Source organism: Brucella rhizosphaerae, from assembly GCF_002252475.1.
Taxonomy (GTDB): domain Bacteria; phylum Pseudomonadota; class Alphaproteobacteria; order Rhizobiales; family Rhizobiaceae; genus Brucella; species Brucella rhizosphaerae.
Map to the genome: position 1 here is coordinate 761,055 of NZ_NNRK01000034.1, position 25,606 is coordinate 786,660.

Genomic DNA, 25,606 nt, shown 5'->3' on the forward strand with positions numbered 1-25,606 from the left:
GGGCAGGAACGACAGACGAGGTTAAGTTGGCCAACGATCCGATCCATCAGTTCCAGGTTTCCCGGTTGATTCCGATCGACGTCGGTGGTTTGGACCTGTCGTTCACCAATGTTTCGGCCTTCATGGTCGCAACCGTGGTGCTTGCGTCAGGCTTTCTTTACTTCACGTCGTCAAGCCGTGGTCTGATTCCAAGCCGCCTTCAGTCGGTTTCGGAAATGGCTTATGAATTTGTGGCGTCCAGCCTGAGAGATTCGGCCGGGTCGAAGGGCATGAAGTTCTTCCCCTTCGTCTTCTCGCTGTTCATGTTCATTCTGGTCGCAAACTTTATCGGTCTGTTTCCGTATTTTTATACGATTACGAGCCAGATCATCGTAACGTTTGCGCTGTCGCTGCTCGTCATCGGCACTGTAATTATCTATGGTTTCTACAAGCATGGCATTGGCTTCCTCAAGCTGTTCGTGCCAAGCGGCGTTCCGGGCATCATCATCCCGCTGGTCGTTGCCATTGAAATCATTTCGTTCCTCTCGCGCCCAATCAGCCTCTCGGTTCGTCTTTTTGCGAACATGCTGGCCGGTCACATCACGCTCAAGGTTTTCGCAGGCTTCGTTGTCTCGCTGAGCTCGCTTGGTGCGCTGGGTGTTGGTGGCGCTATCCTGCCTCTCATCATGACGGTCGCGATCACCGCGCTTGAGTTCCTGGTTGCATTCCTCCAGGCCTACGTCTTCACCGTCCTTACCTGCATGTACATCAACGACGCAGTACATCCGGGTCACTAAGGTTCTAGCCGGCGGGTTTCCGCCAGAACAGAAATCCGCACTAATTTACAATCCAGAAGGAGCTTTAACATGGAAGCGGAAGCAGCAAAGTACATCGGCGCCGGTCTCGCGTGTTTCGGTATGGCCGGTACGGCTCTCGGCCTCGGCAACATTTTCGGTAGCTATCTCTCGGGCGCTCTGCGTAACCCATCCGCTGCAGACAGCCAGTTTGGCCGTCTGGTGTTCGGTTTCGCTGTGACGGAAGCTCTGGGCATCTTCTCGCTGCTCATCGCGCTTCTGCTCCTCTTCGCTGTTTAATAAACAGTCGCAAGAAACTGGCCTGCCGCGATCTGTATCTTGAAATGCAGCGCGGCTGGCCTTTGCATATGACGTCTAAGTGAGCATGTTTCTATAATCCGGAACTTTTTCCGGGAAAGAACGTGCTGGATTGAAGGGGAAATCTGGATGTTCGTGTCCACGGCGTTTGCCCAAACCGCCACCGAATCGCAACCGGCACCAGCTGCTGGTGAGCACGGCGCAGCCGATGCTGTGCACACCGAAACCGGGGTCGCGCACGATGCCGGACACGGCAGCGGCGTATTCCCGCCGTTCGATTCCACCCATTACGCATCACAGCTTCTGTGGCTGGCGATCACTTTCGGTCTTTTCTATCTGTTCCTGTCGCGCGTGGTTCTGCCGCGTATCGGCGGCGTGATTGAAAACCGTCGTGACCGTATTGCACAGGATCTGGAGCAGGCTGCCCGCCTCAAGCAGGATGCAGACAACGCCATTGCTGCTTACGAGCAGGAATTGGCCTCTGCCCGCACCAAGGCCGCTTCGATTGCCGAAGCTGCTCGCGAAAAGGGCAAGGGCGAAGCAGAGGCCGAACGCGCCACTGCGGAAGCTGCTCTTGAAAGCAAGCTTGCTGAAGCGGAAGAACGTATCGCCGCAATCAAGGCCAAGGCCATGAGCGATGTCGGTACTATCGCCGAAGAAACCACGTCTGCGATTGTTGAACAGCTTCTGGGAACCAAGACCGATAAGGCCGACGTGACCGCAGCAGTCAAATCCGCAAACGCCTGAGGAGACGAAAATGGATTCAACATTTTGGGCATTTATTGCTCTTCTTCTCTTCATTGCACTGATTGTTTACCTGAAGGTTCCGGGCATGATCGGACGCTCGCTCGATGAGCGCGCCGAGAATATCAAGAAGGAACTGGAAGAAGCCCGCACTCTGCGCGAAGAAGCCCAGCAGCTTCTTGCTGAATATCATCGCAAGCGCAAGGAAGCTGAGAAGGAAGCGGGCGACATCGTTGCTGCAGCTGAACGCGAAGCAAAGGCGCTGCTTGAAGACGCAAAGCGCTCGACCGAGGAATATGTTGTTCGTCGCAACAAGCTCGCAGAGCAGAAGATTGCAACCGCTGAAACCGATGCAATCAATGCAGTACGCGCTTCGGCCGTTGATTTGGCAGTCGCTGCTGCTGGAAAGATCGTCGCCGACAAGGTTGATGCCAAAGTTGCAGGCACCTTGTTCAAGGACGCTATCGGTCAGGTCAAAACGAACCTGAACTAAGTTCGGCGATTATAGAATTTAAGAACGCCGCCTCGAAAGGGCGGCGTTTTTTGTTTGTGGTGTTGGTAACTGCGCGTGTGCTCTAATGCCCCACTGATCTTGTTATACGTGTGCAAATCGTCATTTATCTTTCGCAGGCAACGTCATCGAGATGACGCCCAAGACCACGAACGCCAAGCCCAACCATGCGGTAGATGTGAGCCGTTCTCCGAGGAAGATCACACCGATGCCAACACCAATGGGAACGCGCAGATAGGCCTGTGCAGTTGTGCCGACCGAACCCAGTGTCTGGATAAGACGGAAATAGATTGTGAAAGCAGCTGCTGTTGAAAACACCGCAAGGCCAAGCAATGCGAATATTGAATTCGTGCTGGGTGTCAGGGTCCATGGCTGGTCGACGATGAGGCTCAGCGGGATAAGAATGATCGCGCCGCAGATGAGAGAGCCAGCCGCGGGAAGCATAGGATCAAGACCTTTGAAGTTTCGGCCAAAGATTGCAGCACCTGCGTAGCAGACAGTGGCAGCGACGATAGCAAGCTGCGCCCATAATTCACTTCCCAATCCGGAAAGCGCTTGCACACCGATAATGAGGCAAGTGCCGGCAAGTCCCGCTGCGACGCCAAACAGCCGGCGGCTGGTTACAGCTTCGTGGCGTGTGATCAAAAGCGTGATGAGGAACGTAAAAATGGGTGTTGTTGAGTTCAGGATCGCGGCGAGGCCTGCTTCGGTAGTCTGCTCTGCCCAGGCAATTGCGGTGAAGGGCACAACGCTGTTGAGGCAGGCCTGGAACAGGAAACGTTTCCAAGTGGCCACATCGGAAGGCAGCTTCAAACCGCGCAACCTGATGATGACGAGTAATATCAAACCAGCAATCAGCGTTCTTGCGGCGATCAGCGTGATCGGCGGGATCGTAGCCACACCGATCTTAATGAAACTGTAGGATGCGCCCCAAAGCGTTGCTAATAGCAACAGCAATCCGAGTTCGACAATTATATTGGTTTTGTTACTCATATTTTCCTGCATGTTTGAGCGGCACTGCTGCTCTTTAGCAGTTTGCCACACAAACACGTTTCGGTTCAGGCCGAAGTATTAGCAGGAAAAGTGTCCTTTGATCGGTGCGAAGGTATAGCGGTGAATGCCCGGCACAGGACCGTTTGTCTCAATGGCCATTCGATGCCTGGCTGTTCCGTAACCGGCATGCACTTCGAGGCCATAGGCGGGATGCGCGATGCCTGCCCTTATCATCATGCGATCGCGCGTGACCTTCGCCACGATGGAAGCGGCAGCAATGGAAATGGAGCGTTGATCACCTTTCACCAAAGCAGAGCCCGGGCAGGTCAAGCCGGGTGGTACATCGCGTCCATCAATCAAAGCATGGCAAGGGCTAAGGGTAAGGCCGAGGAAAGAGCGGCGCATTGCCTCGAGAGCAGCCTTTCGGATGTCGCTGGTGTCAATGTTGCGTGCGCTCAGACTTGCAACTGAAACCGTCAACGCCTTGGCCAGAATAATCTCGTAAAGGGTATCGCGCTTTGCAGCCTTAAGCCGTTTGGAGTCATCCAACCCTTCAGGCAAATCATTCGGATCAAGCACAACCGCAGCGGCGACAACAGGTCCGGCCAATGGCCCGCGCCCAGCCTCATCAATGCCCGCAATATGGAAAAGACCACGCGCCAGATGTTTCTTCTCTTCTGAGAAGTCTGGTGCGAGCGGGATGTCGAAAAGGAGCGGAGAATCAGAAGACAAGCGTTTCATGTGGCGGCGATGCTCGCATTGCTTCTGGTTCTCCGCAAGGTCCCTGCCGAGGATGGTGGCGTAAAAGCAGGAACCTTCCGTCTGAAATGGACATCAGACGGGGATTAAACGCAAAACTCGTAACTCATGCACACTCAAAACACGCTTTGGTGGATCGGACTTAATGTTTGAAGTCTGATCGGCACAAACGCTTTTTCAAACGTCGAATTCAGACCACTAGAAAAGCGAAAGTTGCTTGCCACCCTTTTCAACGGGCTCGAATAAATCCGTCCGAAGCTGAAGTCGCTTGGAGTTAAAGCCAAGCTTACGTGCAGCAATTTCAAACCGCCGACCTATCTGCCAGGCATAAGGTCCGGTGCCGCGCATGCGCTTGCCCCATTCAGCATCATAATCCTTGCCATCACGCATGGAACGCACGAGCGACATCACATGACGATAACGATCGGGGTAATTGCGCAAGAGCCAGTCTTTGAACAAAGGTGCTACTTCCAATGGCAGACGCAAGAGGACATATCCTGCTTCGCGAGCGCCTTGCGCATAGGCGGCATCCAAAATGCGCTCAATCTCGTGATCGTTGATACCGGGAATGACCGGCCCCATCATCACATTGGTCGGAATGCCTGCATCAGTGAGCTTGCGAATAGCCTGCAAGCGCAGCGTCGGCGTCGATGCGCGCGGCTCCATCGTGCGTGCAAGATTAGCGTCAATCGTCGTGACTGAAAGTGCGACCTTCACCAGACCTTTTTCCGCCATACGGCTCAATATATCGATGTCACGTACGACCAATGCCGATTTGGTGACGATGCCGACGGGATGATTGGCGGCTTCCAGTACTTCAAGAACCTCGCGCATGACGCGCCATTTTCTCTCGATGGGCTGATAAGGGTCGGTGTTGGTGCCGATGGCAATGGTTTTTGGTTGATAACCGGGCTTTGCCAACTCACGCTCAAGCAAACCCGGTGCATCGGGCTTGGCGAATAACCGTGCTTCGAAATCAAGCCCCGCCGACAGCCCCATATAGCTATGCGTTGGCCGCGCAAAACAATAGATGCAGCCATGTTCACAACCGCGATAGGGGTTGATGGAGCGATCGAAGCTGATATCCGGTGAATCATTACGGGTGATGATGGTGCGTGGCTTTTCAACCTGAACATCTGTCTTGAAGGGCGGAAGATCTTCAAGCGTTTCCCAACCATCGTCAAACTCATGTCTCGTGGTAGGTTCAAATCGTCCTGTGGGATTGATGCCTGCACCACGTCCGCGACGTCGTGAATGGTCAATGCGCAGGCCTGCCTCACTCACAAGCGCATTGGCATGTTCCGTGCGCCCGATTCCGAATGCTGCTTTATCTGCCTGCTGGATGATTTCCATAACCGACTCTCTTGTTGATGAATCTATTCCTATCTTAAAGAAAGGAACAAATCAAGAACATATAACGAGACAGCTTTTCGATCACAGGGTCTTGATATAGAACGGATCATGTTTTCCATTCTGGTTGTCACTCGAAATTCTGAAAAGCTTTTAGCGAACACGTTGTCGGCATTGGTGCCCGCAGTGATCGATGGGCTTTTGCGTCGCGTCGTTGTTGTGGATCAAGATTCGGACGATGAGACAAAGCTGGTGGCGGAAGGGGCAGGCTGCGCTCTTTGTAGCGAGGATCAGCTGACCGAGGCGCTTGCTGGATTGCGAACGGACTGGCTGTTGATGTTGCTGCCCGGTGCAATACTGGCAGATGGTTGGGAAGACGCCGTACGTCGTCATATGGATGAAAGTCGGGTTCCAGCCCGGTTTACTTTACCGCAAGAGGAGCGGTGGGGATTTATCGGCAAACTCTTTTCCAGCAAGCCATCTTTGGGCTCTGGTTTGCTCGTCAGGCTTGATGTCCTCAAACCTTTCCCATCGAGTGTGCGCGAGATGGAAGACTTACCGCACCGATTGAAGCCTGTACGGTTGCCACAAATTATTATACCCCCACAAACAACAAAAGGCGGAGCCTGAAGAGGCTTCGCCTTTTTGTATTCTACCAGCTTGCGCCGATGTTAGTTCTGGAAGCTCGAAGGTGATGCATCACCAAAGCGATGAGCAGAGCCGTCCTGATAAGTGGTCGTCTGACCGATGGAAGCGGTTGCAGTGTTATCAACCTGCTGGGTTGCAACTGGCGTACGGTCATTTGCATAAAGATCAGCTGGTTCGCCAACATGTGGGTTTTCAGCGAAAGCAGCACTGGCGCTAAGGGCAACGGCTACGGCAGCAAGAGCAAACTTCTTCATTTTTCTATTCCTTCTGATCGCCCCTTTGGATGGCATCAGCGCTTCCGGGGACACCGGGGTGACACCAATGCCATCCACCGGGGAGATAACTGGGATGCCGTTCGGATTATTCCGTCAGGCAGGATTGTTTAAGAATTGAGCTTAGTTTTGAAAGCTCGAAGGTGACGCATCACCGAAGCGATTAGCCGAACCATCCTGATAAGAGGTCGTCTGGCCGATGGAAGCGGTGGCAGTGCGATCAACCTGCTGTGTTGCGACTGGCGTGCGGTCATTTGCATAAAGATCAGCTGGTTCGCCAACACGTGGGTTTTCGGCGAAAGCAGCACCGGCACTAAGGGCAACAGCTACGGCAGCAAGAACAAACTTTTTCATTTTCTATCTCCTTGAATTTGGGAAGCGACGTTGTGTTCGTCGTTTCGATGATCCAGAGATATGCCTTTGAAGGGGCTGCGCCTAGACCGCAAATGGTTCACGCATTGTATTCATAATGGTAGACAATAGGCCATGAAAATGGCTAATTCACCCAATGTCGTGTTATTTATTCAAGTATATGTGAACAGTATGGGGCCGAAAAATGGCTATCAGGTGTCAGAATACTGATGCTGTCGTGTGGCTGGAAATCACAAACCATTCAGGATTTTGCGCCTGTATTCTGGAGGCCGCATCATCAGCGCTTTTCTGGTCTTTGAAAATAGCAAAGCAGGTAGCACCTGAGCCTGACATCTGCGCGAAAAGCGCACCATGCAAGCGCAAGAGATCAAGCTTATTGTCAATTTGTGGCGCAAGCATCAGGGCCGCAGGCAGCAGATCATTGCGGGTTAAACCAAGATAGCTGCAGGTTGCTTCGATGCCGCCTTCAACTGGGGTAGGGAGGCTCGGGTTGTCGCGCTTTGTCAATGCCCGGAAGACATCGGGTGTTGGAACGGTCGTCCCATCATTGACAAGCAGCAAGGGAAAGGCTGGCATTTGAGTGAGGGTAGTCAGGTGCTCACCAATGCCTCGCGCGATAAGCGGAGTGCCAATAGCTGCACCATGCAAGCACATGGGTAGATCGGCGCCGAGCTTCAGTCCGAGTTCTGCCAGTGTGCTTAGCTTGAGGCCGAGTTGCCAGATATCGTTGAGCGCGAGCAGCGTGGCTGCGGCGTCGCTCGAACCGCCCCCTATGCCCGAAGCAACGGGCAGGTTTTTATCGAGATGAATGGCAACTGGTGTGAGATCGCGACCCGCATATTGCTTTAAAGCGTCGCGTGCCTTGATGACAAGATTGCCACTATCAAGCGGTATGCCATCAGCAAAGCGCCCGTCGATACTGAAACTGTCGTGAGAAGCTTCTTCAACGCTGATGCGGTCGCCGTAATCGGCAAATACGACCAGCATGTCGAGCAGGTGATAGCCGTCATCCCTGCGCCCTGTTACATGCAACGCGAGATTAATCTTGGCTGGTGCCACACGATGAACAGGACGACGAACCAGAGTGGCAGCCTCAGCAGAATGATGCATTTAGAAAACGATCAGGGAAAAAGACATGCTTAATACACAACACATGCATGTCTCCCAAAAGGGCGAACCGCTTTAGTCCTTTTTGACGTAATATTCGCCAGTTTTCGGATCCTGAACGAGCGTGCCATGAGCGCGGTTCTGCGCTTCTTTTTCTGCCCGACGCACACGCTGGGTAACACGTACCGCTTCGCGTTTGAACGAACGATAGCCGTACCAGGCGGCAGCAAGGATCAACAGCAGAAAGATAAGCTGGGGCATGGCCTCTAGTCCTCAGGCTTGCACAAGATCCCGAAAATGCCATTTCGGGATCACGCAGGGAAAAGTCTTGGTGAACAGCATAACACTGATCCACCCGTTAATGCATCATATCATGGTGAAACGATGGAATTCAAAGCCCATATCGCGCCCAGAGTGCTTTTTCTTCGGCAACCGACAATAAACTCTCGCCAAGATTGGCAGCAATGCTGGCTGGATCAAGGCCCAGACCGAGGCTCATTTCGACGCCAGGTGCCTTGCGTCCAAGCAAGCCGCGCTTTGGCTCAATGAGTTTGAGTTTCACCTTGTCGCCATAGGTCTTGCGCAAAAAGCTGCGCATATCGCCAATCCCGTCGATAAGACCAATCTCCCTGGCCTTTATGCCGGTCCAGAACATGCCGGTGAAAAGATCGGGGTCATCTGCAAGCTTGCTTCCGCGACGCTCCTTGACCATGTCGATAAAGGTCTCATGGATTTCAAGCTGCAGCTTTTTCAGGCGATCAATATCTGTCTTTTTCTCCGGCTGGAATGGATCGAGCACGGCTTTATTCTGCCCGGCGGTATAAACGCGGCGCTCAACGCCGATCTTTTTGAGCAGTTCCGGGAAACCGAAAGATGCGGAAACGACACCGATAGAACCAACGATCGAAGAGGGGTCGGCAATGATCTCATCGCCTGCGAGAGCGATCATGTAACCACCTGATGCGGCAGCATCCTCGACGAAAATGAAAACGCGTTTCTGATGTTCGTCCGCCAGGTCGCGGATGCGGCGATAAATCAGACGCGACTGCACCGGTGAACCTCCGGGCGAGTTGACGGAAATAGCAACCGCTGGTGTTTCCTTGTCGGTAAAAGCCTTTTCCAGAACGCCTGCGGCTGTGGCAAGCGAGAGGGCAGGCCGGAAAGGTGAGCCACCGGTCATGATGGCGCCATGCAGGCGCACAACGGGGATCTCAATTTCCTTTTTGCGAAAACGACGCGGAATGAAACGGCTCAATATTCCGGACAAATCAAACTCCAGTTGAAAAAATTGCTTCAGTCAAATGTAGAAATCAATCGCGGAAATACAAAGAAAAATGCCCGGAAAAGTGTTCCGGGCATTAATCAGGTCTCACTTTTTCGGCTTTGCAACCATTCTGAGCATTACGTAGCCACATATTGCTGACAGCGCGGAACCTGTAAGCACCCCGATTTTCGTTTCCGCCTGCAATAGCTCTGACGGGAAAGATAGAAGGCCGATGAAGATACTCATTGTGAAGCCGATACCGCACAATACGGCAACGCCATAAAGCTGAGCCCAGCTCGCGCCCATTGGCTTTTGTGCCAGCCCGGATTTGATCGCCAGCCATGCCGCGCCGAATACGCCGATCTGCTTACCGATAAACAGCCCAAGCATGATGCCGAGGGGTAGTGTATCGAATATGATGGAAGGCGACATTCCGCTGAATGAGATACCAGCATTCGCAAAACCGAACACGGGCACAATGACAAAGGCGACGGGCTTTACCAGCGCGTGTTCAAGTGTGTGCAGTGGGGAGCTCATATCGTCCGGCTTTGCCTTGCCGGGCTTAAGCGGGATCATCAGAGCCGCCACAACACCTGCGACCGTCGCGTGAACGCCGGAATTAAACACAAAAAACCACAGCACTGCCGCGCCAATGAGGTAAGGCAGCAATTTGGCTACACCCAGACGGTTCATGGCGAACAAGACCGCAGCGGTTGCAAATGCTGCACCGAGATAAGGCATGGAAATTTCAGCAGTGTAGAAAATCGCGATAATGACAACGGCCGCCAGATCGTCGAGGATCGCAAGCGTTGCCAGAAATACCTTGAGGCTCGAAGGCACACGCGATCCCAGCAGCGATAATACGCCGAGCGCAAACGCAATGTCGGTTGCAGACGGTACAGCCCATCCGCGCGCCTTTTCCGGGTCGCCATAGTTGAATGCAACGAAGATCAAAGCAGGCAGTACAACGCCACCAGCCGCAGCGATCCCCGGCAGCATGCGATTGGGCCAGCTTGCAAGCTGGCCGTCGAGAAACTCTCGCTTGATCTCAAGCCCGACCAGAAAGAAAAAGATGGCCATCAGTGCATCATTGATCCAATGCGCAATGCTGAGTGGTCCAATGTAGAAATGCAAAGCGTCAAAATAAGCCTTCGAGAAAGGCGAATTGGCAACGATGAGTGCAAGGGCTGCGGAGAGCATAAGGACTATGCCACCGGCCGATTCACTATCAAGAAAGCGGCGCATGATGGACACGGGGCGGACAGGCTTCGGATTGGACGTCATTGTTTTCTTTTTAAGTTGTTTCCGGGTTTTCTTTTCAGGTTATTGCCGGAGCATCTACTTCGTAGAGCATGAGATTGCGATCCGTTATGCCCAGCCTGGACCACTGGGAACGCCAGTCTGCTATGTGGCCAGAAGTGAAATGTTTGTCCAGTGAAACCCGATCCTGCCAAAGTTCTTTTACATGGATTAGGCTGGGATCAAGAATATCCTGAGCATAAGAATACTCGACGCAGCCGCTTTCCCCGCGACTTGCTTCGATCATGCGCTGCATCACAGGACGTGCCTCATCTAATTTTTCGGCCAGTATTCGCACGGTTCCAACGATCAGCAGCATGTCATCAATTTCCCAGTGTATAGTGTTTGCAGATACGTCCCGGCGAGGTTCGGTAGGTGCGGAATCCTATCGCTTCGTAATAGGCGAGGCCCATATCGTTGTCGTCGCCAATACTCGCATCGATATCTGTGATTTCTGCCGCACGTGCAGCTTCGCGTGTTGCAGCAAACAAGGCCGAGCCCACGCCTTTGCGGGCAGCACGTGGGCTGACATGGGTTCCTATAATGCCCCATCCGACGGCAACGCCATAGGGATTTCCGTCGGTGGCATGCTTTAGCGACTGGAACCCCAATATCTCGCCATCAACCACCGCCACATGACATTCTATACGGTTGGGATCGGCAATGTAGCGTTCGATGACATGATCGCGGTCATATTCCCGCTGACGTCCGGTCGCGTCGATGATTTCTTTCAACACCTTGCTCATGCCAACAGCATCATCGATTCTGACTGGTCTGATTTCCATAAGGCCTCGCCTCTGTGTGTTTCTTTTAGAACAGCGAAGTCTGCCCGTTATTGATGGCGGTTGCGCGCTCCGTGAAATCATTGCCCGCATCACCATGCAGAATGAGGGCAGGCATGAGAGAAAGTGCTGCGCGGCTGCCGCGAACTCCCATAATCACGATGCGGATGGCTGCACTGTCGGGGCGCGGCAGTATTGGTATGATTTTCACCGCACCAAAGCGCCCCGTAAGGGCTTCCAGTATTGGGGCGAGGGAACCCGGCCGGGCAATTATAGAAACGCTACCGCCGGGACGAAGGATTGCTGATGCTGTGCGCAGCCATTGGTCAAACATGCCCTCGGGCATGACATGGGCTTCAGCCTTAACAGGATCAGGTGTGGAGCGGTCGCTTGCCTCGTTGAAAGGCGGGTTCATGACAACAAAGTCAAAACTATTATCGATGAGGCCGGCAGCAGCACGTGCTTTGCCCGTAAGAGAAACATCGGCTTCCAGAATATCAACACGATCCCGCAGCGCCGCATTGAGCGGATGGCTGACGCTTTTATGGGCAAAGTTCAGCATGAAGCCGGAACGTTCGATAAGTGTGACTCGCGCTTTTTGGCAACGAGCGGCCACAGCCAATCCCGCCGCACCTGCACCACTACCAAGATCCGCGAGTTGACCTGAAAAACTTTGCGGGACACTGCTTGCGAGAATCATCGCATCCACACCAGAGCGATGCCCCTTCATTGCAGGCTGTACGAGATGAAATGCACCACGATGGAACACATCGAGCGTTTCATCTGCTGTGTCAGGCTGATGCTCGGAAATGTTATTTGCCATGGTCTTTTAATTCGTGTTCCAAGCCAGCATCGATAAGATAACTCCGGGCTTCGTCCAGCCTGTCTTCTTCGACCAGAAACCGCCTCGGTATAATGCCAAGCGAACCTTCGAGAATGCTCATATTCGTGTCGGCGATGAAATATATGATGCCTGCCTCCTTCATAAGCGCTTCGGCGACGGACAGCAGTACGGAATCATTTGTGCGCATAAGTTCGATCATTTGGACAATGTGTAATCAATAGACCGCATTGACAACTGCTTCCTTCAATGGTGAACAGGCTCTGAATAAAAAAGCTTGGGCGTTGCAGGGGCTGTTAAGCGTCTTGAGCATTCTGATCCGCACACATAGTGTGGTCAGCAGCTAGGAGTAACGACATTGGGTGTGGTTTTGAATCTCGACGGGAAAAAGAAACAGGAAGGATCGGTTCAGCCTCTGGTCGATCTCACGAAGGCTGACATGGGCCGCGTGAACGAAATGATCCTGTCCCGTGCAGGTTCCGACGTTGAGATGATCCCGGAAGTGGCCAATCATCTCATTTCATCTGGTGGCAAGCGCCTGCGCCCTATGATGACACTCGCGGCAGCCCGCATGTTTGGCTATGAAGGCGACGGACATGTCCGTCTGGCGACCTCGGTCGAATTCATGCATACGGCAACACTTCTGCATGATGATGTGGTCGACGAAAGTGATCTGCGTCGCGGCAAGAGCACAGCACGCATGATCTGGGGCAATCAGGCCAGTGTTCTGGTTGGAGATTTCCTTCTCGGCCAGGCTTTCAAGATGATGGTCGATGTCGGCTCACTCGATGCACTCGATGTTCTCGCAACTTCGGCCTCGGTTATTGCCGAAGGCGAAGTGATGCAGCTTGCTGCAGCCAAGAATATGGAAACCACTGAAGACGAATACCTGGCTGTGATCAAAGCCAAGACTGCCGCTCTTTTCTCAGCGGCCGCTGAAGTTGGTCCGATCATTGCGGAAGCACAGCGTTCTGATCGTGCGGCTCTGCGCGATTACGGTCTTAATCTCGGTTTGGCGTTTCAGCTCGTTGACGATGCTTTGGATTACGGCGGTTCAGCCGCCGATCTTGGCAAAAACACGGGCGACGATTTCCGTGAAGGCAAGATCACCTTGCCGGTTATCCTCAGCTATCGTCGGGGTAGCGATGACGAGCGCGCTTTCTGGAAACACGCGATTGAAGAAGGTGCCAGCGACGACGCTTCACTGGAAAAGGCCATTGGCCTGATGACGAAGCACGGCGCGATTGCTGATACAGTGCAACGCGCTCGGCATTTTGGTGAAATTGCCCGTGATGCCTTGGCACCGCTCAAAGCGACACCTGAGAAAGATGCGCTGATCGAAGTGATCGATTTCTGCATCAGCCGCGTGAACTAAGATCGGGATTATACAAAAGATAAAGTATCCGACATGGGTGCTTTTTGTGCATGTCGCCCGAAAGTGGAAATCGGTTTCGGGAGGACAACATGTTGAAAATAAATAAAGAGAAAAGCATCCATCACGGATGCTTTTCTTGCGCATGGACCCCAAAAAGGCCATGCTTGAGGTGCCTCTGAATAGGGGATCTTATACGGAATTGGAAAGAGGACTGGGCTTTATGCGGCAGGGATTGAAACGTCGTCCGCTTTACGGATTGCTTCTCTTGGCTCTAGCGGGGGTAGCGCTGCCAGCAAATGCGGCAATGGCTAAAACCAATCCCGATCCTGTGTCACAAGTGCGTGCTGGTTCGTTTGCAGGTGCCTATCTTGCCGCCCGCACGGCAGAGGCCGACAATAATATTGGCGCTGCGGTAGACTTCTATCGTCAGGCTATGGCGTTTGATCCTGGCAACGATATTATCAAGCAGAACCTGCTTCTTGCTCTTTTGACCGAAGGCCGCTTCAAGGATGCGCTGCCGCTTGCAGAAGAGCTGAAAGATCAGCCGGAAATCGAACGATTTTCGCGCGTGGCTTTGGCAATTGATGCAATATCCCAGAAGCAATACCGCAAGACGGGTCCTCTTCTGATGCTGTCGGTCCAGTCCGATATGGATCAGCTTGCGACCAGTCTCATGAGCGCATGGGTTAAGGTTGGACAAGGTAATCCGAAACGCGCGCTTGCAGATGTCCTGAAGATCAATGGCCCCGAATGGTACGGCCTGTTCCGCATTTATAATGCTGCACTTATTGCTGACATCTCGGGACAGAAGCAGGATGCACGCAATTATTATCAGCAGGCGGTCGATGATCGTCCGGGTGGTAGTGCTGCACCTGATACCTATGAACGCATTGTGATGGCTTACGCCTCCTTCAAGTTGCGTGAGGGTGATAAAGACGGTGCGATCAAAGTTCTGAAAGATGCTGAAGAGCTTTTGAATGGGCGCATGACCATTACCGAGATGCGCGAAAAAATTGAGGCGGGTCAGAAATATCCTCGCCTGATCGACACGCCGCAGCAGGGTGTGGGCGAAGTGCTGTACACCTTGGGTACGGCGATCAATCGCGGCGGGGCGGAAGCCTTTGCCAAGCTTTACTTGCAAATGTCGCTGCCATTGCGTCCTGATAATGATGCTACCCTTTATCAACTTGGCGATATTTCGGCCAAGCTGCGCCAGCCGGAAAGGGCTGTTGAGTATTACGCCCGTGTTCCTGAAAAGTCGCCTTACAGGCGCGATGCAGAAATGCAGCGCGCGCTTAATCTCGCAGAAAACGAGAAAACGGGTGAAGCAATCGAGCAGTTGAAAACCTTGCTCAACCGCGACAAGACCGATCTGCGCACCTATCTGGCGCTGGGTGGTGTTTATGCGCAGGACAAGAACTTTGCCGATGCAGCAAAAATCTATGATGCAGCCGCCGGGCAGATCAAATCGCCTGAACGCAAAGACTGGCCGGTTTTCTATCAGCGCGGTATCGCACATGAACGCCTGAAGGAATGGGATCAGGCAGAGCCGAATTTCAAGAAGGCACTGGAGCTGTATCCTGATCAGCCGCAAGTACTCAACTATCTTGGTTATTCATGGGTTGATCGTGGTGAAAACCTCGACGAAGCTCTGCTTATGATCAAGAAAGCTGTCGAGTTGCGCCCACAGGATGGCTATATCGTCGATTCGCTCGGCTGGGCTTACTACAAGCTGGGACGTTATTCGGAAGCCGTGGTTGAACTTGAAAAGGCCGTGAAGCTGCGTCCGGAAGATCCAACCATCAACGACCATCTTGGTGACGCTTACTGGCGTTCTGGCCGCCAGCTTGAGGCGACATTCCAGTGGAACCACGCCATTGCGGGCAAACCGGAGCCTGAAGAACTTGCCAAGATCGAAGAGAAGCTGAAGTCGGGCCTCGCTGATCCTGCCAATCCTTCGCAAGCTGATGCAACAAAGCCAGATGACGCTAAGCCAGCTGATCCAAAGCCGGTTGAACAAGCGCCAAAAACCGAACCAGCACAGCCGGAACCGGAAAAACCTGCTGCAAACTAACGCAGATAGGCTTCAAACCATCCATTGCGCGTTGATTTTACCACGCGCAATGGCGCGCAAGCTTGACCCTGCGTGACGGACAAATTAGACCGGGCCATCATTTCAATAACGAGGCCCAACCCGGTGTCCAGTTTGTCCAGTACGTTGCCCGCACATATGCATCCCACCCGTTCCTTTCAGGGCTTGATCCTGACGCTCCATAATTATTGGGCGGAATACGGTTGCGCTATTTTGCAGCCATACGACATGGAAGTGGGGGCGGGTACGTTCCACCCGGCAACGACACTGCGCTCGCTTGGGCCGAAGCCCTGGAAGGCTGCCTATGTTCAGCCATCGCGTCGCCCAAAGGATGGCCGTTATGGTGAAAATCCAAACCGCCTGCAGCATTATTACCAGTATCAGGTGATCATCAAGCCATCGCCGCCGAACCTTCAGGATCTCTATCTTGGTTCGCTGCGCGCCATTGGGCTTGATCCAACGCTGCATGACGTGCGCTTCGTGGAAGATGACTGGGAAAGCCCGACGCTCGGCGCATGGGGTCTTGGCTGGGAATGCTGGTGTGACGGCATGGAAGTGTCGCAGTTCACCTATTTCCAGCAGGTATGCGGCATCGAATGTTCGCCGGTTGCTGGTGAATTGACCTATGGTCTTGAACGCCTCGCCATGTATGTACAGGGCGTAGACAATGTCTACGACCTGAACTTCAATGGTCTGGACGGCGACGAGAAAGTCACCTATGGCGACGTTTTCCTTCAGGCCGAACAGGAATATTCCCGCTACAATTTCGAAATGGCCGATACAGAAATTCTGCATCAGCACTTCATCGATGCTGAGCGCGAATGTGAAGCTATTTTGAAGGCAGGTAGCACCGGTGCAAATTCGCTGCATAAAAGCGTGTTCCCGGCCTATGACCAGTGCATCAAGGCGTCCCACGTCTTCAACCTGATGGATGCGCGCGGCGTGATTTCGGTTACTGAGCGTCAGAGCTATATCCTGCGCGTGCGCAATCTCGCGCGTCAGTGCGGCGAAGCATTTTTGCTCACCGATGCCGGCGGCTTCAACCTTAAGAACGAGGCTCTGCCGTCCGCCCGCAGCGAAGCGAGGACGGACAATGATAAAAATGCGGAAGCCGGAGGCGTACGCTAATGCCTGATTTACTGCTCGAACTTTTTTCCGAGGAAATCCCGGCCCGTATGCAGCGCAAGGCCGCTGGTGATCTCAAGAAGATGATCACCGATGGTCTGGTGGAAGCCGGTCTGACCTATGAGGCGACGACAGCCTATTGGACACCGCGTCGTCTGACGCTCGATATTCGCGGTTTGACCGTGCGCTCGAAAGACGTACATGAAGACGTGAAAGGCCCATCCGTCACGGCTCCTGAACAGGCTATTGCTGGCTTTTTGCGCAAGGCTGGTTTGAGCGATGTTTCTCAGGCGCATGTGCATACCGATCCGAAGAAGGGTGATTTCTATGTTGCCCATCTGACCAAAGCGGGCCGTGCTGCGGAAGAAATCATTGCCGAACTCGTGCCTCAGACCGTCCGTAACTTCCCATGGCCGAAGTCCATGCGTTGGGGTGCTGCTTCGTCGAAGCCAGGCGCTTTGCGCTGGGTGCGTCCGCTGCAATCGATCCTGTGTACCTTCGGCCCTGAAACTGAAGAAACAAAGGTTGTCGAGTTTGACGTCGATGGCATCAAGTCGGGCAATGTCACCTATGGTCATCGCTTCCTGAGCGATGGTCAGGCGATCAAGGTGCGCCGGTTTGAGGACTACGTCGACAAGCTTGAGAAGGCTTTCGTGGTGCTTGATGCCGAGCGTCGCAAGGAAATCATTTCACAGGATGCGCATAATCTCGCTTTCGCATCTGGTCTTGAGCTGGTCGAAGACAACGGTCTTCTCGAAGAAGTTTCCGGTCTGGTTGAGTGGCCTGTTGTGCTGATGGGCGAGTTTGAGGAAGAATTCCTCGCGATCCCGCCTGAAGTCATTCAGCTGACTATTCGCGTGAACCAGAAGTGCTTTGTCACTCGCAAGCAGGGTGGAGCGGAAGCATTGTCGAACAAGTTCATTCTTGTATCGAACATCGCAGCCCGAGATGACGGCAAGGAAATCGCTTACGGCAATGGCAAAGTCGTGCGTGCGCGTCTCTCCGATGCGCTCTATTTCTGGCACACCGATCAGCACGATCTGCCTGACCTCGACAAGTTGAAGGCAGCGGGCGAGAAATTCGGCCTTGATCTGAAAAAACCGCTTGATCAGCGCATGGCGCGTTTGGATAGCCTCACTGTCACCTTCCATGCCAAGCTTGGCACGCAGGGCGCGCGCGTTGAACGCATCCGCGAACTGGCAAGCCAGATTGCACCACTCGTGGGTGCCGATCCTAAGCTCGCAGCACGTGCAGCGGTTCTCGCCAAGGCCGATCTGACGACTGAAGTTGTCGGCGAGTTTCCTGAACTTCAGGGCGCAATGGGCCGCAAATACGCGCTTCTTCAGGGCGAAGACGAAGCTGTGGCTGCCGCCCTTGAAGAGCATTACAAGCCGCAAGGTCCGTCTGATTTTGTGCCGAAGAACCCGGTTGCCGTTGCTGTCGCCTTGGCCGATAAGCTCGACACGCTGGTTGGCTTCTGGGCGATTGACGAAAAGCCAACCGGCTCGAAGGACCCGTTTGCTCTGCGCCGTGCAGCACTGGGCGTGATCCGTCTGGTTCTATCGCAGGACTGGAAGTTCCCGCTCTTGCCACTTTTGCGTTCGGCCTATGCCGCGCTGCAAGAAGGACAGGTTCAGCGCAAGCTGCGTGAGTTTGAAACCAAGCTTGCTACCGAAAAGTCTGGTGATGTGGATGGCGAGCAGGACATCGACAACGCATTGCGTAATCTTGAAACGGCGACACGTGCGGAAATCGAAAGCAATGCAGAGCCGTTGCTGGCCGACCTTCTGTCCTTCCTGCATGACCGGTTCAAGGTTCACTTGAAAGAAGAAGGCGCGCGTTACGACGCGATTGATGCGGTTCTGACACCGGATGCCGACAATCTTCTGCTGGTTGCACGTCGCCTTGAAGCGCTGATCGTCTTCGTCAACGAAGAAGACGGCAAAAACCTCCTGGCCGGCACCAAGCGCGCTGCCAATATTCTGGCTGCGGAAGAAAAGAAGGGCACCAAGGTAGCTAGCAGCGTCGATGCGGCTCTCTTGAAGCTTAATGAGGAAAAGGCGCTTCATGCGGCTGTGAACCTCGCTGCAACCGAAGCCGAAGAAGCTATCGCTCGCGAAGATTTTTCGGGTGCGATGCTGGCGCTGGCCAAGCTGCGTGGCCCGGTTGATACGTTCTTTGAGAGCGTATTGGTCAATGATGAGGACGAAAACGTCCGTGCCAATCGCCTCGCACTGCTTGAACAAATCCGCACCGCCACCAGTAAAGTGGCCGATTTCTCGAAAATCGCCGGGTAAAGAACAAAAGGGCGCTTTCAAGCGCCCTTTTTTATAACTCATTCCGATCTTGCATGAAGTGCCTGTTGGAGTCTCTTGCTCAAAAGCGACGCTTTGTGTAGCTACGACATGCGCGAAACCGCGCAGTAACAATGAATAAGGGCTGAAGCCTTTGGCCGAGATCGTGACATTTGATGACGAAGCTGTTTCGCGCGCAGTCGAAGTGCTTGCGCGTGGCGGTCTGGTCGCGATCCCGACGGAAACGGTCTATGGCCTTGCCGCGGATGCCGCACACGGTGAAGGCGTGGCTGGTATTTTTGCCGCCAAGGGACGCCCACAGTTCAATCCGCTCATCGCCCATGTTGACAGCATTGCTATGGCAGAGCGCTATGTGACCTTCGATCCCATTTCGCGCAAGCTCGCTGAAAGCTTCTGGCCGGGGCCGCTGACGATTGTTTTGCCACTTAAGACCAAGCAGGATACGCGACGTCCGATCCATCCGCTGGTGACGGCGGGGCTTGATACGCTTGCCATTCGTATGCCGACAGGCCGGGTGCACGATGTTATCAACCTGCTCGATAGCCCCGTTGCAGCACCAAGCGCTAATACATCAGGTCGTATCAGCCCGACCTCAGCGAAGGCCGTGGCCGATGATCTCGGTGACAAGGTCGACATGATCCTCGATGCCGGCCCTTGTGGCGTGGGTGTTGAGTCGACCATCATCAAGGTTGAAGGCGAGCGCGTGCGTCTGCTGCGGCCCGGCGGTCTGGCTGCCGAGGAAATTGAAGCGCTGATCGGTGTGAAGCTTGAACGCGCCGAGCATAAGGCCGCAATTCAGGCGCCGGGAATGATGGAATCCCATTACGCGCCTGATGCTGCCGTGCGACTGAATGCTGAAAATGTTGAGCAGGGCGAGGCACTGCTGGCTTTTGGACCATTGCGCATAGCCAATGCTGATAATGCCGTTGCCGTCTTGAACCTCAGCCCGTCGGGTGATTTGCGTGAAGCGGCCAGCAATCTGTTTGATTTCATGCGCAGGCTTGATGCGAGCGCCGCCCGCATCATCGCCGTTGAACCTATTCCTTTTGATGGGCTCGGTGAGGCCATCAATGATCGTCTTAAACGCGCGGCTGCTCCGCGCTAATTCCCCCAAGACTTAAGAGAAGCACATGCTCGACACCGCCCTGATCGAACGTTTTGCAGCCATCGTTGGCGAAAAGAATGCGCTGACCGCGCCGGAAGATATTGCGCCATTCATGATCGAACAACGCGATCTCTATCAGGGCCGTTCGCCACTGGTTCTGCGTCCGGGTTCGACGGAAGAAGTTTCCGCAATCCTGAAACTCGCCAGCGAGACAAAAACGCCTGTCGTGCCGCAGGGTGGCAATACTGGGCTTGTCGGTGGTCAGACGCCTGATGAAAGCAACACCACTGTTGTTCTGTCGCTTGGCCGTATGAACAAGGTGCGCTCGGTTGATCCGATCGGTAATCTCGTGACGTTGGAAGCCGGTGTTATTCTGAAAAACCTGCAGGACGAAGCACAGAAAGTCGGTCGCCTGTTCCCGCTGTCGCTTGGTGCGGAAGGCTCGTGCCAGATTGGTGGCAATCTTGGTTCCAATGCCGGTGGCACTGCCGTTCTGGCCTATGGCAATATGCGTGAGCTCTGCCTTGGCCTCGAAGTGGTGCTGCCAGGTGGCGAGATTCTCAATGATCTGCGCTATGTCAAGAAAGACAATACCGGCTACGACCTGAAGGATCTGTTTGTCGGTTCTGAAGGCACGCTTGGTGTTATCACCGCAGCCGTATTGAAGATTTTCCCGCAGCCAAAGGGCAAAGGCGTGGCCTATGCGGGTTTGCGCAGCCCGGAGGACGTGCTGCGCCTGTTCCAGCTTGCGACTGAACATGCAGGTCCGTCGCTCACCGGCTTTGAACTGATGCCGCGCGTGGGGGTGGAGTTTACCGTGGCTCACGTGGACGGCGTGCGCGATCCACTGGAAAGCCCGCATGACTGGTATGTGCTGGTTGATATTTCCTCGACCCGTTCAGAAGACGATGCACGGACGACACTCGAAACCATCCTGACGGAAGCTTTTGAGAACGACATCATTCAGGATGCGGCTATTGCTGAAAGCGTGGCACAGGCACAGATGTTCTGGAAAATGCGTGAGGAAATGTCGTGGGCGCAGAAGCCGGAAGGCGGTTCGATCAAGCACGATATTTCGGTGCCAGTCTCTTCGATCCCGGCTTTCATCCACGAAGCCAATGCCGCAACGCTTGAAATGATTCCCGGTTCGCGCATCGTGTGCTTTGGCCATATTGGCGATGGTAATCTGCATTATAACGTGTCGCAGCCAGTTGGTGCAGACAAGCAGGCTTTCCTTGATCGCTGGCACGACCTCAATCACCGCATTCACACAATTGTTGCATCTTATACGGGATCGATCTCTGCCGAGCATGGCATTGGCCAGTTGAAGCGCGAGGAACTCGCTTTCTTCAAGCAGGACATAGCACTTGATCTGATGCGTCGTATTAAGAAATCATTCGATCCGCTTGGCATCATGAACCCGGGTAAAGTGCTGTAATTTCAGCAAATATGACGAAATCGAGGCGGACAGGAAACTGTCCGCCTTTTCATTTATGTAAACAAAAATTAGCAAGAATTACTGACTTCTTACACCTGGTGGTAAACCGGTAACCAAATGAAAAAGCAGGGAAAAGTTAACCTAACACGTTAAGCGCATCGGTAATAAACGCAGTCTATTCTCTAAATCAACAAGAGCGAAACATCGCTCAAAAAGAGAAGCCGGAATAACCAGCTCTCAAAGAACAGACAGAGAGACAGAGGCGTTGAATATGATGAGCAACGGATTGAAGAAGCCTGAATGGGCGGGACAGGAACTGCGGCTCGATCCGTTTCACCTTCCACAGGTTGTGACCTACGCGGCAGAGGATTGCGACGCCGATGTAACCTTCACGATCAGTGAGCGTGGTGCAGTCATCCGGCAGATCCTGCCTTCGAGCGGCCTGCCAATGTCGATCGCGCTTCCAATCAATGCGTTTATTGGCGTAGCTGCCCGTGCTGTGGAAGACGAATTCGGTGAAATTACTGTAACACTCGAACTGATGCACGAAGATACACAATTGTCTGTGCCGCTGCTCGTTGCTCACGACTTGACCGATGTTGCTGCCGACTGGCGTGCATGGGCTGCTACGTTCAGCCTGCCAATGATGCTCGTGGAAGAAGATGGCGTTGCTCGCCCGCTTTATGAAAGCACTGGCCCTGTACGCACTTCTGAACCGCAGGCCCGTCGTCAGGGGCAGGAACCGCGCCGCCGCCGCCCACGCTTCCTTGCTCGTCGCAAGACCGGCTCGTTGGGTGTACGCATGGTGATTGAAGGTCGTGAAATTATCGCCCGCGACTAAGATTTCATCACATTCTCGTGTGAACACGTTCTCGTCGGATTTCTACACTATCTAAATAATAACGCTTCACCCGGTGGTCGTTTGGAAAGATGAAGGACCTTTCCAGACATCTAAGGTCCCCGGACCGGAGCAACCAACTTGGCTGACCTCCAGCAAGCCACCCGGATGGTAACCCCATCCGGGTAATTTTTTGCTTTGATTATTTCTTACGGCTTAGAAATGCCATGACCGCTTCGCGCGCCTCATTTGAGGTCAGTCGCTCGGCAAAGTGCTGGGCTTCACGCGCAATGCGATCAGCAACAGGTTCCGCAGGCATTCGCATCAGGGCGCGCGCAATCTGCATGGCCTGCGGAGGTTTGGCGGCAATCTCCTCAGCAGCTTTCAGCACTTCCGTTTCCAGATCATTGCTTTCAACGATTTTGTAGACAAGACCTGCTTCAAGTGCGGCTTGTGCGTCGAAGCCGTGCCCAAGTGCCAGAAGTGCAAAAGCCTTCTGGTGTCCCATAAGTGGTGGCGCAAGCAGGCTTGAGGCCGCTTCCGGCACCAGCCCAAGATCGACGAAGGGGGTACGGAACAATGCATGGCTGGTTGCGAATGTCAGATCGCAATGCAGATGGATTGTTGTGCCTATACCGATCGCCAACCCATCGACACCGGATACAATGGGTTTCTTCGCGCACGATAGGGCGGCGAGAAAATCCAGAATATCATTGCCGAGGCTGCCGCCGGAAGCAGCAGCCATGAAATCCTGCATATCATTGCCGGAAGAAAAAGCACCCGGCACGCCCAGAAAGACGTGCACGCGCACCGCATCGTCAGCGTCACCATCCACGAGCGCCTTAGCCATTTCGGCATACATGGCACGGGTGATGGCATTCTTCTTGTCGGCGCGGTTAAGCCGGATGATTTGCACCGCACCTTTACGTTCGATCAGAACATGCTCGCTCATCATCAAGCCTCCAGCGCGGATTTTGCAGCCGCCAAGCTGGATGCGCCAGTAATGACAGTGTCTTTGAGCGAAGCAACTTCAGCCAGCATGTTTTCAGCGAAGAAGCGGCACAGAGCTGCTCGGCTCGCATCATCACTGGTGAGTGCCGCACGTGCCAGATAAGCGCCGCCAGCGGTCAGCGACAACAAACGCTGGTAAGGTGTGGCACCTGCAAGCGCTTCCTCGGTGCGGCCTTCGCTTGCTGCTATTTGCAGCCAGTCTGTTGCCTCGCGGGCTTCGTCAATGGCAGTGGACAGTCGCGCGCCTGTTTCGCCAAGCTCAGGACGGTTCGAGGCTTTTGCCTTGTCAGCCTCGTCCTGCAATTCGGCAAAGAAACTCCTGATATGTTCACCATTCCCGAGCGGCAGCTTGCGCAATACAAGGTCAATGGCCTGGATGCCGTTGGTTCCTTCATAAATCGGCGTGATGCGAGCATCGCGCAGCAATTGTGCGGCACCTGTTTCTTCGATGAAACCCATACCGCCATGGATCTGCACGCCGAGCGACGCCACATCTACACCCACATCGGTTGCGAAGCTCTTGGCCAAAGGCGTGAGAAGGCCGGCGCGATCCGACCAGAATTGCGCGTCAGCACCTTCAACTGCATGGCTCATGTCGATTGCATGTGCACAAGAATAGGTGATGGAGCGAGCAACCTGCGTCAGTGCTTTCATTGTGAGCAGCATACGCTGCACATCCGGGTGCTGGATAATCGGGCTCATGCCTTGCTTGGGATCGGCGCCAACGGCGCGCCCTTGCTTGCGTTCCCTGGCATAGTGAAGGGCTTGCTGATAGGCAGCTTCCGCTACGCCAACGCCCTGGATACCAACCAGCAGACGCGCATTGTTCATCATGGTGAACATGCAGGCGAGGCCGCGATTTTCTTCGCCGATCAGATAACCAATCGCTCCCGTTTCTTCCCCCTTCGCAAAGCCATCACCATAGATCATGGTGCAGGTAGGGGAGGCGTGAATACCCATCTTGTGCTCAAGACCAGAACAGAACAGATCGTTGCGGCGACCGAGCGATCCGTCATCATTGACGAGAAACTTAGGCACGAGGAATAGCGAAATACCCTTGGTCCCAGCGGGTGCGTCTGGCAGGCGCGCGAGCACCAGATGCACGATATTGTCTGTTAGGTCATGTTCGCCATAGGTGATAAAAATCTTCTGACCGAAAATACGGTAGGTGCCATCGTCGCGACGCTCCGCTCTGGTGCGCAAAGCGCCAACATCAGAACCAGCTTGTGGCTCGGTCAGGTTCATCGTGCCCATCCACTCGCCGGTGATGAGCTTCTCGAGATAGATATCTTTGAGTTGCTTGGATGCGTGCTTTTCCAGCGCCTCAACCGCGCCCATGGTGAGGGTCGGTGCAATTGCGAACGCGAGAGTGCCGGAGTTCCACATTTCGCTGACGGCCACCGACATCATGGTCGGCAGACCCTGACCGCCATATTCCGGTGTTCCGGTTAGCGAGTTCCAGCCGCCCTCAATCCAGTCGCGGTAAAGTTCTTTCCAGCCCGGAGCGGTTGTAACAACGCCGTCATTCAGCGTGGCGCCATGTTTGTCGCCGGGAATACGAAGCGGCTCGACGCGCTCGGCGGCAAACTTGCCTGCCTCTTCCAGAATAGCTTCCGCCAGATCGGCGGAAAATTCAGGAAAGCGATTATCCTCAATTGCTTTTTCGAGGCCTGCGACCTTCATCAGCGTATGGGAAATTTCAGAAACCGGCGCGCGATACATCTTTCCTCCTAAAAACCTTTTCCTCAAAAGGCTCTGAATTGCCGATAAAATTCTGGCAATCCGTTCAGCCTGATGGCTGGTCATGAGTAAGAGCTATCGGCTTATTACGTAAACGTCAATATTCACACGACGAAGTTATCATTAGTTTCAGGAGTGGCTGTGATGTTATTCAGTTTGGTCGCGGTTGAGACGCGCTGCACGCAGCCGCGCTGTCTTTGCATCTACGGCATCGCGTTCGCCTTGTAGAATGGCTTTGGCAGCTTTGTCGGTCGTCGCGTTCTTCGCTTCCATTCTCGAAGGATTGGACTTGAAGAGCGTATCTTTGGTCAGGTTTTCTTTGTCGATCTCTGACATGGACGGTTCTCCAATAGTTGCCGTATTCCAGCTTCGCTATATTCGATTGCGCCATTCCCCTGCATAATTCCTTACACCATATTGGATTGAAGGTAATGCTATGCGGCACATTTAATGTTTTAGGGTTCGTTGAGATTTGGTTTCGGAGCGCGTTCGGATCAGGCTGTTGGCTTTGACGCGCATCTTGTCCGAATGCTT

At 53.8% G+C, this 25,606-nt stretch carries 27 protein-coding genes and 1 pseudogene; 12 read left to right on the forward strand and 16 right to left on the reverse strand.

Translation table 11 applies throughout. The annotated features are described in order from the left end of the window. Positions 1 to 26 precede the first annotated feature (26 nt). The 4 genes from CEV32_RS20660 to CEV32_RS20675 all read left to right on the forward strand — a co-directional run bounded on the left by CEV32_RS20660 (position 27) and on the right by CEV32_RS20675 (position 2,328). Entirely contained in the window at positions 27 to 776 is a 750-nt protein-coding gene (locus CEV32_RS20660; RefSeq protein ID WP_024896113.1) for a F0F1 ATP synthase subunit A, read from the forward strand. A gap of 69 nt (positions 777 to 845) precedes the next feature. Beyond that, positions 846 to 1,073: a F0F1 ATP synthase subunit C gene (locus tag CEV32_RS20665; protein ID WP_007632966.1), complete on the forward strand. Its 228-nt coding sequence runs from the start codon at positions 846 to 848 to the stop codon at positions 1,071 to 1,073. Between the two features lie 147 nt (positions 1,074 to 1,220). Next, complete coding sequence (locus tag CEV32_RS20670; protein ID WP_094578957.1) at positions 1,221 to 1,838, forward strand: F0F1 ATP synthase subunit B; 618 nt, start codon at positions 1,221 to 1,223, stop codon at positions 1,836 to 1,838. A 10-nt stretch (positions 1,839 to 1,848) separates the two neighbouring features. Next, positions 1,849 to 2,328, forward strand: coding sequence for a F0F1 ATP synthase subunit B (locus tag CEV32_RS20675; protein WP_094578958.1), 480 nt, complete (start codon positions 1,849 to 1,851; stop codon positions 2,326 to 2,328). A 120-nt stretch (positions 2,329 to 2,448) separates the two neighbouring features. Here the strand turns inward: CEV32_RS20675 and CEV32_RS20680 are convergent, their stop codons facing one another. From CEV32_RS20680 to CEV32_RS20690, 3 genes are all read right to left on the reverse strand, one after another. After that, positions 2,449 to 3,339: a DMT family transporter gene (locus tag CEV32_RS20680; RefSeq protein ID WP_094579202.1), complete on the reverse strand. Its 891-nt coding sequence runs from the start codon at positions 3,337 to 3,339 to the stop codon at positions 2,449 to 2,451. Between the two features lie 78 nt (positions 3,340 to 3,417). Further along, positions 3,418 to 4,080 carry a ribonuclease HII gene (locus tag CEV32_RS20685; protein WP_094578959.1) on the reverse strand — a complete coding sequence of 221 codons (663 nt, stop codon included), beginning with the start codon at positions 4,078 to 4,080 and terminating at the stop codon, positions 3,418 to 3,420. A 216-nt stretch (positions 4,081 to 4,296) separates the two neighbouring features. Next, on the reverse strand, positions 4,297 to 5,451 hold the full coding sequence (locus CEV32_RS20690) for a PA0069 family radical SAM protein (RefSeq protein ID WP_094578960.1): 1,155 nt from the start codon (positions 5,449 to 5,451) through the stop codon (positions 4,297 to 4,299). A gap of 108 nt (positions 5,452 to 5,559) precedes the next feature. Here CEV32_RS20690 and CEV32_RS20695 point away from each other — a divergent pair, with 108 nt between their 5' ends. Continuing rightward, the gene (locus tag CEV32_RS20695) at positions 5,560 to 6,078 is read left to right on the forward strand and encodes a glycosyl transferase (RefSeq protein ID WP_094578961.1); all 519 of its coding nucleotides are present in this window, start codon (positions 5,560 to 5,562) and stop codon (positions 6,076 to 6,078) included. A 41-nt stretch (positions 6,079 to 6,119) separates the two neighbouring features. On the opposite strand, the gene CEV32_RS20700 is transcribed toward CEV32_RS20695, so the two are convergent. The 10 genes from CEV32_RS20700 to CEV32_RS20740 all read right to left on the reverse strand — a co-directional run bounded on the left by CEV32_RS20700 (position 6,120) and on the right by CEV32_RS20740 (position 12,235). Beyond that, positions 6,120 to 6,350 (reverse strand): hypothetical protein, encoded by a 231-nt coding sequence (locus CEV32_RS20700; RefSeq protein ID WP_094578962.1) that lies wholly within the window; start codon positions 6,348 to 6,350, stop codon positions 6,120 to 6,122. A 141-nt stretch (positions 6,351 to 6,491) separates the two neighbouring features. Beyond that, positions 6,492 to 6,722 carry a hypothetical protein gene (locus CEV32_RS20705; protein WP_094575201.1) on the reverse strand — a complete coding sequence of 77 codons (231 nt, stop codon included), beginning with the start codon at positions 6,720 to 6,722 and terminating at the stop codon, positions 6,492 to 6,494. A 216-nt stretch (positions 6,723 to 6,938) separates the two neighbouring features. Further along, positions 6,939 to 7,850 carry a 4-(cytidine 5'-diphospho)-2-C-methyl-D-erythritol kinase gene (locus CEV32_RS20710; protein WP_094578963.1) on the reverse strand — a complete coding sequence of 304 codons (912 nt, stop codon included), beginning with the start codon at positions 7,848 to 7,850 and terminating at the stop codon, positions 6,939 to 6,941. A gap of 72 nt (positions 7,851 to 7,922) precedes the next feature. Next, positions 7,923 to 8,108, reverse strand: a complete 186-nt coding sequence (locus CEV32_RS20715; RefSeq protein ID WP_007873680.1) for a hypothetical protein — start codon at positions 8,106 to 8,108, stop codon at positions 7,923 to 7,925. A gap of 130 nt (positions 8,109 to 8,238) precedes the next feature. Beyond that, a complete protein-coding gene (locus CEV32_RS23945; protein ID WP_235818851.1) occupies positions 8,239 to 9,114 on the reverse strand; it encodes a S49 family peptidase in 876 nt (291 codons plus the stop codon). Between the two features lie 102 nt (positions 9,115 to 9,216). Further along, positions 9,217 to 10,395 (reverse strand): Na+/H+ antiporter NhaA, encoded by a 1,179-nt coding sequence (gene nhaA / locus CEV32_RS23950; protein ID WP_235818852.1) that lies wholly within the window; start codon positions 10,393 to 10,395, stop codon positions 9,217 to 9,219. Positions 10,396 to 10,429: 34 nt separating this feature from the next. Next, entirely contained in the window at positions 10,430 to 10,729 is a 300-nt protein-coding gene (locus tag CEV32_RS20725) for a putative quinol monooxygenase (RefSeq protein ID WP_094578964.1), read from the reverse strand. A gap of 4 nt (positions 10,730 to 10,733) precedes the next feature. Further along, on the reverse strand, positions 10,734 to 11,195 hold the full coding sequence (locus tag CEV32_RS20730) for a GNAT family N-acetyltransferase (protein WP_094578965.1): 462 nt from the start codon (positions 11,193 to 11,195) through the stop codon (positions 10,734 to 10,736). A gap of 25 nt (positions 11,196 to 11,220) precedes the next feature. Further along, complete coding sequence (locus CEV32_RS20735) at positions 11,221 to 12,015, reverse strand: tRNA1(Val) (adenine(37)-N6)-methyltransferase (RefSeq protein ID WP_094578966.1); 795 nt, start codon at positions 12,013 to 12,015, stop codon at positions 11,221 to 11,223. After that, positions 12,005 to 12,235, reverse strand: coding sequence for a putative signal transducing protein (locus CEV32_RS20740; protein ID WP_094578967.1), 231 nt, complete (start codon positions 12,233 to 12,235; stop codon positions 12,005 to 12,007). The genes CEV32_RS20735 and CEV32_RS20740 overlap by 11 nt, the downstream gene beginning before the upstream one ends. A gap of 156 nt (positions 12,236 to 12,391) precedes the next feature. On the opposite strand from CEV32_RS20740, the gene CEV32_RS20745 reads away from it, so the two are divergent. From CEV32_RS20745 to CEV32_RS20775, 7 genes and pseudogenes are all read left to right on the forward strand, one after another. Continuing rightward, complete coding sequence (locus tag CEV32_RS20745; RefSeq protein WP_094578968.1) at positions 12,392 to 13,408, forward strand: polyprenyl synthetase family protein; 1,017 nt, start codon at positions 12,392 to 12,394, stop codon at positions 13,406 to 13,408. A gap of 220 nt (positions 13,409 to 13,628) precedes the next feature. Next, complete coding sequence (locus tag CEV32_RS20750; RefSeq protein WP_094579203.1) at positions 13,629 to 15,482, forward strand: tetratricopeptide repeat protein; 1,854 nt, start codon at positions 13,629 to 13,631, stop codon at positions 15,480 to 15,482. A gap of 156 nt (positions 15,483 to 15,638) precedes the next feature. Beyond that, positions 15,639 to 16,556 (forward strand): annotated as a pseudogene (locus tag CEV32_RS20755) (glycine--tRNA ligase subunit alpha); the annotation flags it as partial. Positions 16,557 to 16,627: 71 nt separating this feature from the next. Then, complete coding sequence (gene glyS, locus CEV32_RS20760) at positions 16,628 to 18,922, forward strand: glycine--tRNA ligase subunit beta (RefSeq protein ID WP_094578969.1); 2,295 nt, start codon at positions 16,628 to 16,630, stop codon at positions 18,920 to 18,922. A 151-nt stretch (positions 18,923 to 19,073) separates the two neighbouring features. Next, entirely contained in the window at positions 19,074 to 20,045 is a 972-nt protein-coding gene (locus CEV32_RS20765; protein ID WP_094578970.1) for an L-threonylcarbamoyladenylate synthase, read from the forward strand. A 25-nt stretch (positions 20,046 to 20,070) separates the two neighbouring features. Further along, positions 20,071 to 21,483: an FAD-binding oxidoreductase gene (locus CEV32_RS20770; protein ID WP_094578971.1), complete on the forward strand. Its 1,413-nt coding sequence runs from the start codon at positions 20,071 to 20,073 to the stop codon at positions 21,481 to 21,483. Positions 21,484 to 21,754: 271 nt separating this feature from the next. Continuing rightward, positions 21,755 to 22,324 carry a DUF6101 family protein gene (locus CEV32_RS20775; protein ID WP_094578972.1) on the forward strand — a complete coding sequence of 190 codons (570 nt, stop codon included), beginning with the start codon at positions 21,755 to 21,757 and terminating at the stop codon, positions 22,322 to 22,324. 199 nt (positions 22,325 to 22,523) lie between these two features. Here CEV32_RS20775 and CEV32_RS20780 read toward each other — a convergent pair whose 3' ends face one another. The 3 genes from CEV32_RS20780 to CEV32_RS20790 all read right to left on the reverse strand — a co-directional run bounded on the left by CEV32_RS20780 (position 22,524) and on the right by CEV32_RS20790 (position 25,408). Then, positions 22,524 to 23,273, reverse strand: coding sequence for a crotonase/enoyl-CoA hydratase family protein (locus tag CEV32_RS20780; protein WP_094579204.1), 750 nt, complete (start codon positions 23,271 to 23,273; stop codon positions 22,524 to 22,526). Positions 23,274 to 23,275: 2 nt separating this feature from the next. Beyond that, the gene (locus CEV32_RS20785) at positions 23,276 to 25,054 is read right to left on the reverse strand and encodes an acyl-CoA dehydrogenase (RefSeq protein WP_094578973.1); all 1,779 of its coding nucleotides are present in this window, start codon (positions 25,052 to 25,054) and stop codon (positions 23,276 to 23,278) included. A gap of 165 nt (positions 25,055 to 25,219) precedes the next feature. Then, positions 25,220 to 25,408, reverse strand: coding sequence for a hypothetical protein (locus CEV32_RS20790; RefSeq protein WP_094578974.1), 189 nt, complete (start codon positions 25,406 to 25,408; stop codon positions 25,220 to 25,222). Positions 25,409 to 25,606: the final 198 nt, after the last annotated feature.

Excerpts from the sequence above, each read along its gene's own strand:
- glyS (WP_094578969.1), top strand. The coding sequence starts at position 16,628 with ATGCCTGATTTACTGCTCGAACTTTTTTCCGAGGAAATCCCGGCCCGT.
- CEV32_RS20680 (WP_094579202.1), bottom strand. The coding sequence starts at position 3,339 with ATGAGTAACAAAACCAATATAATTGTCGAACTCGGATTGCTGTTGCTA.
- CEV32_RS20705 (WP_094575201.1), bottom strand. The coding sequence starts at position 6,722 with ATGAAAAAGTTTGTTCTTGCTGCCGTAGCTGTTGCCCTTAGTGCCGGT.
- CEV32_RS20785 (WP_094578973.1), bottom strand. The coding sequence starts at position 25,054 with ATGTATCGCGCGCCGGTTTCTGAAATTTCCCATACGCTGATGAAGGTC.
- CEV32_RS20710 (WP_094578963.1), bottom strand. The coding sequence starts at position 7,850 with ATGCATCATTCTGCTGAGGCTGCCACTCTGGTTCGTCGTCCTGTTCAT.
- CEV32_RS20690 (WP_094578960.1), bottom strand. The coding sequence starts at position 5,451 with ATGGAAATCATCCAGCAGGCAGATAAAGCAGCATTCGGAATCGGGCGC.
- CEV32_RS20675 (WP_094578958.1), top strand. The coding sequence starts at position 1,849 with ATGGATTCAACATTTTGGGCATTTATTGCTCTTCTTCTCTTCATTGCA.
- CEV32_RS20685 (WP_094578959.1), bottom strand. The coding sequence starts at position 4,080 with ATGAAACGCTTGTCTTCTGATTCTCCGCTCCTTTTCGACATCCCGCTC.
- CEV32_RS20725 (WP_094578964.1), bottom strand. The coding sequence starts at position 10,729 with ATGCTGCTGATCGTTGGAACCGTGCGAATACTGGCCGAAAAATTAGAT.
- CEV32_RS20700 (WP_094578962.1), bottom strand. The coding sequence starts at position 6,350 with ATGAAGAAGTTTGCTCTTGCTGCCGTAGCCGTTGCCCTTAGCGCCAGT.
- CEV32_RS20780 (WP_094579204.1), bottom strand. The coding sequence starts at position 23,273 with ATGAGCGAGCATGTTCTGATCGAACGTAAAGGTGCGGTGCAAATCATC.
- CEV32_RS20790 (WP_094578974.1), bottom strand. The coding sequence starts at position 25,408 with ATGTCAGAGATCGACAAAGAAAACCTGACCAAAGATACGCTCTTCAAG.
- CEV32_RS20715 (WP_007873680.1), bottom strand. The coding sequence starts at position 8,108 with ATGCCCCAGCTTATCTTTCTGCTGTTGATCCTTGCTGCCGCCTGGTAC.
- CEV32_RS20670 (WP_094578957.1), top strand. The coding sequence starts at position 1,221 with ATGTTCGTGTCCACGGCGTTTGCCCAAACCGCCACCGAATCGCAACCG.
- CEV32_RS20695 (WP_094578961.1), top strand. The coding sequence starts at position 5,560 with ATGTTTTCCATTCTGGTTGTCACTCGAAATTCTGAAAAGCTTTTAGCG.
- CEV32_RS20770 (WP_094578971.1), top strand. The coding sequence starts at position 20,071 with ATGCTCGACACCGCCCTGATCGAACGTTTTGCAGCCATCGTTGGCGAA.
- CEV32_RS20735 (WP_094578966.1), bottom strand. The coding sequence starts at position 12,015 with ATGGCAAATAACATTTCCGAGCATCAGCCTGACACAGCAGATGAAACG.
- CEV32_RS20740 (WP_094578967.1), bottom strand. The coding sequence starts at position 12,235 with ATGATCGAACTTATGCGCACAAATGATTCCGTACTGCTGTCCGTCGCC.
- CEV32_RS20750 (WP_094579203.1), top strand. The coding sequence starts at position 13,629 with ATGCGGCAGGGATTGAAACGTCGTCCGCTTTACGGATTGCTTCTCTTG.
- nhaA (WP_235818852.1), bottom strand. The coding sequence starts at position 10,395 with ATGACGTCCAATCCGAAGCCTGTCCGCCCCGTGTCCATCATGCGCCGC.
- CEV32_RS20775 (WP_094578972.1), top strand. The coding sequence starts at position 21,755 with ATGATGAGCAACGGATTGAAGAAGCCTGAATGGGCGGGACAGGAACTG.
- CEV32_RS20665 (WP_007632966.1), top strand. The coding sequence starts at position 846 with ATGGAAGCGGAAGCAGCAAAGTACATCGGCGCCGGTCTCGCGTGTTTC.
- CEV32_RS20730 (WP_094578965.1), bottom strand. The coding sequence starts at position 11,195 with ATGGAAATCAGACCAGTCAGAATCGATGATGCTGTTGGCATGAGCAAG.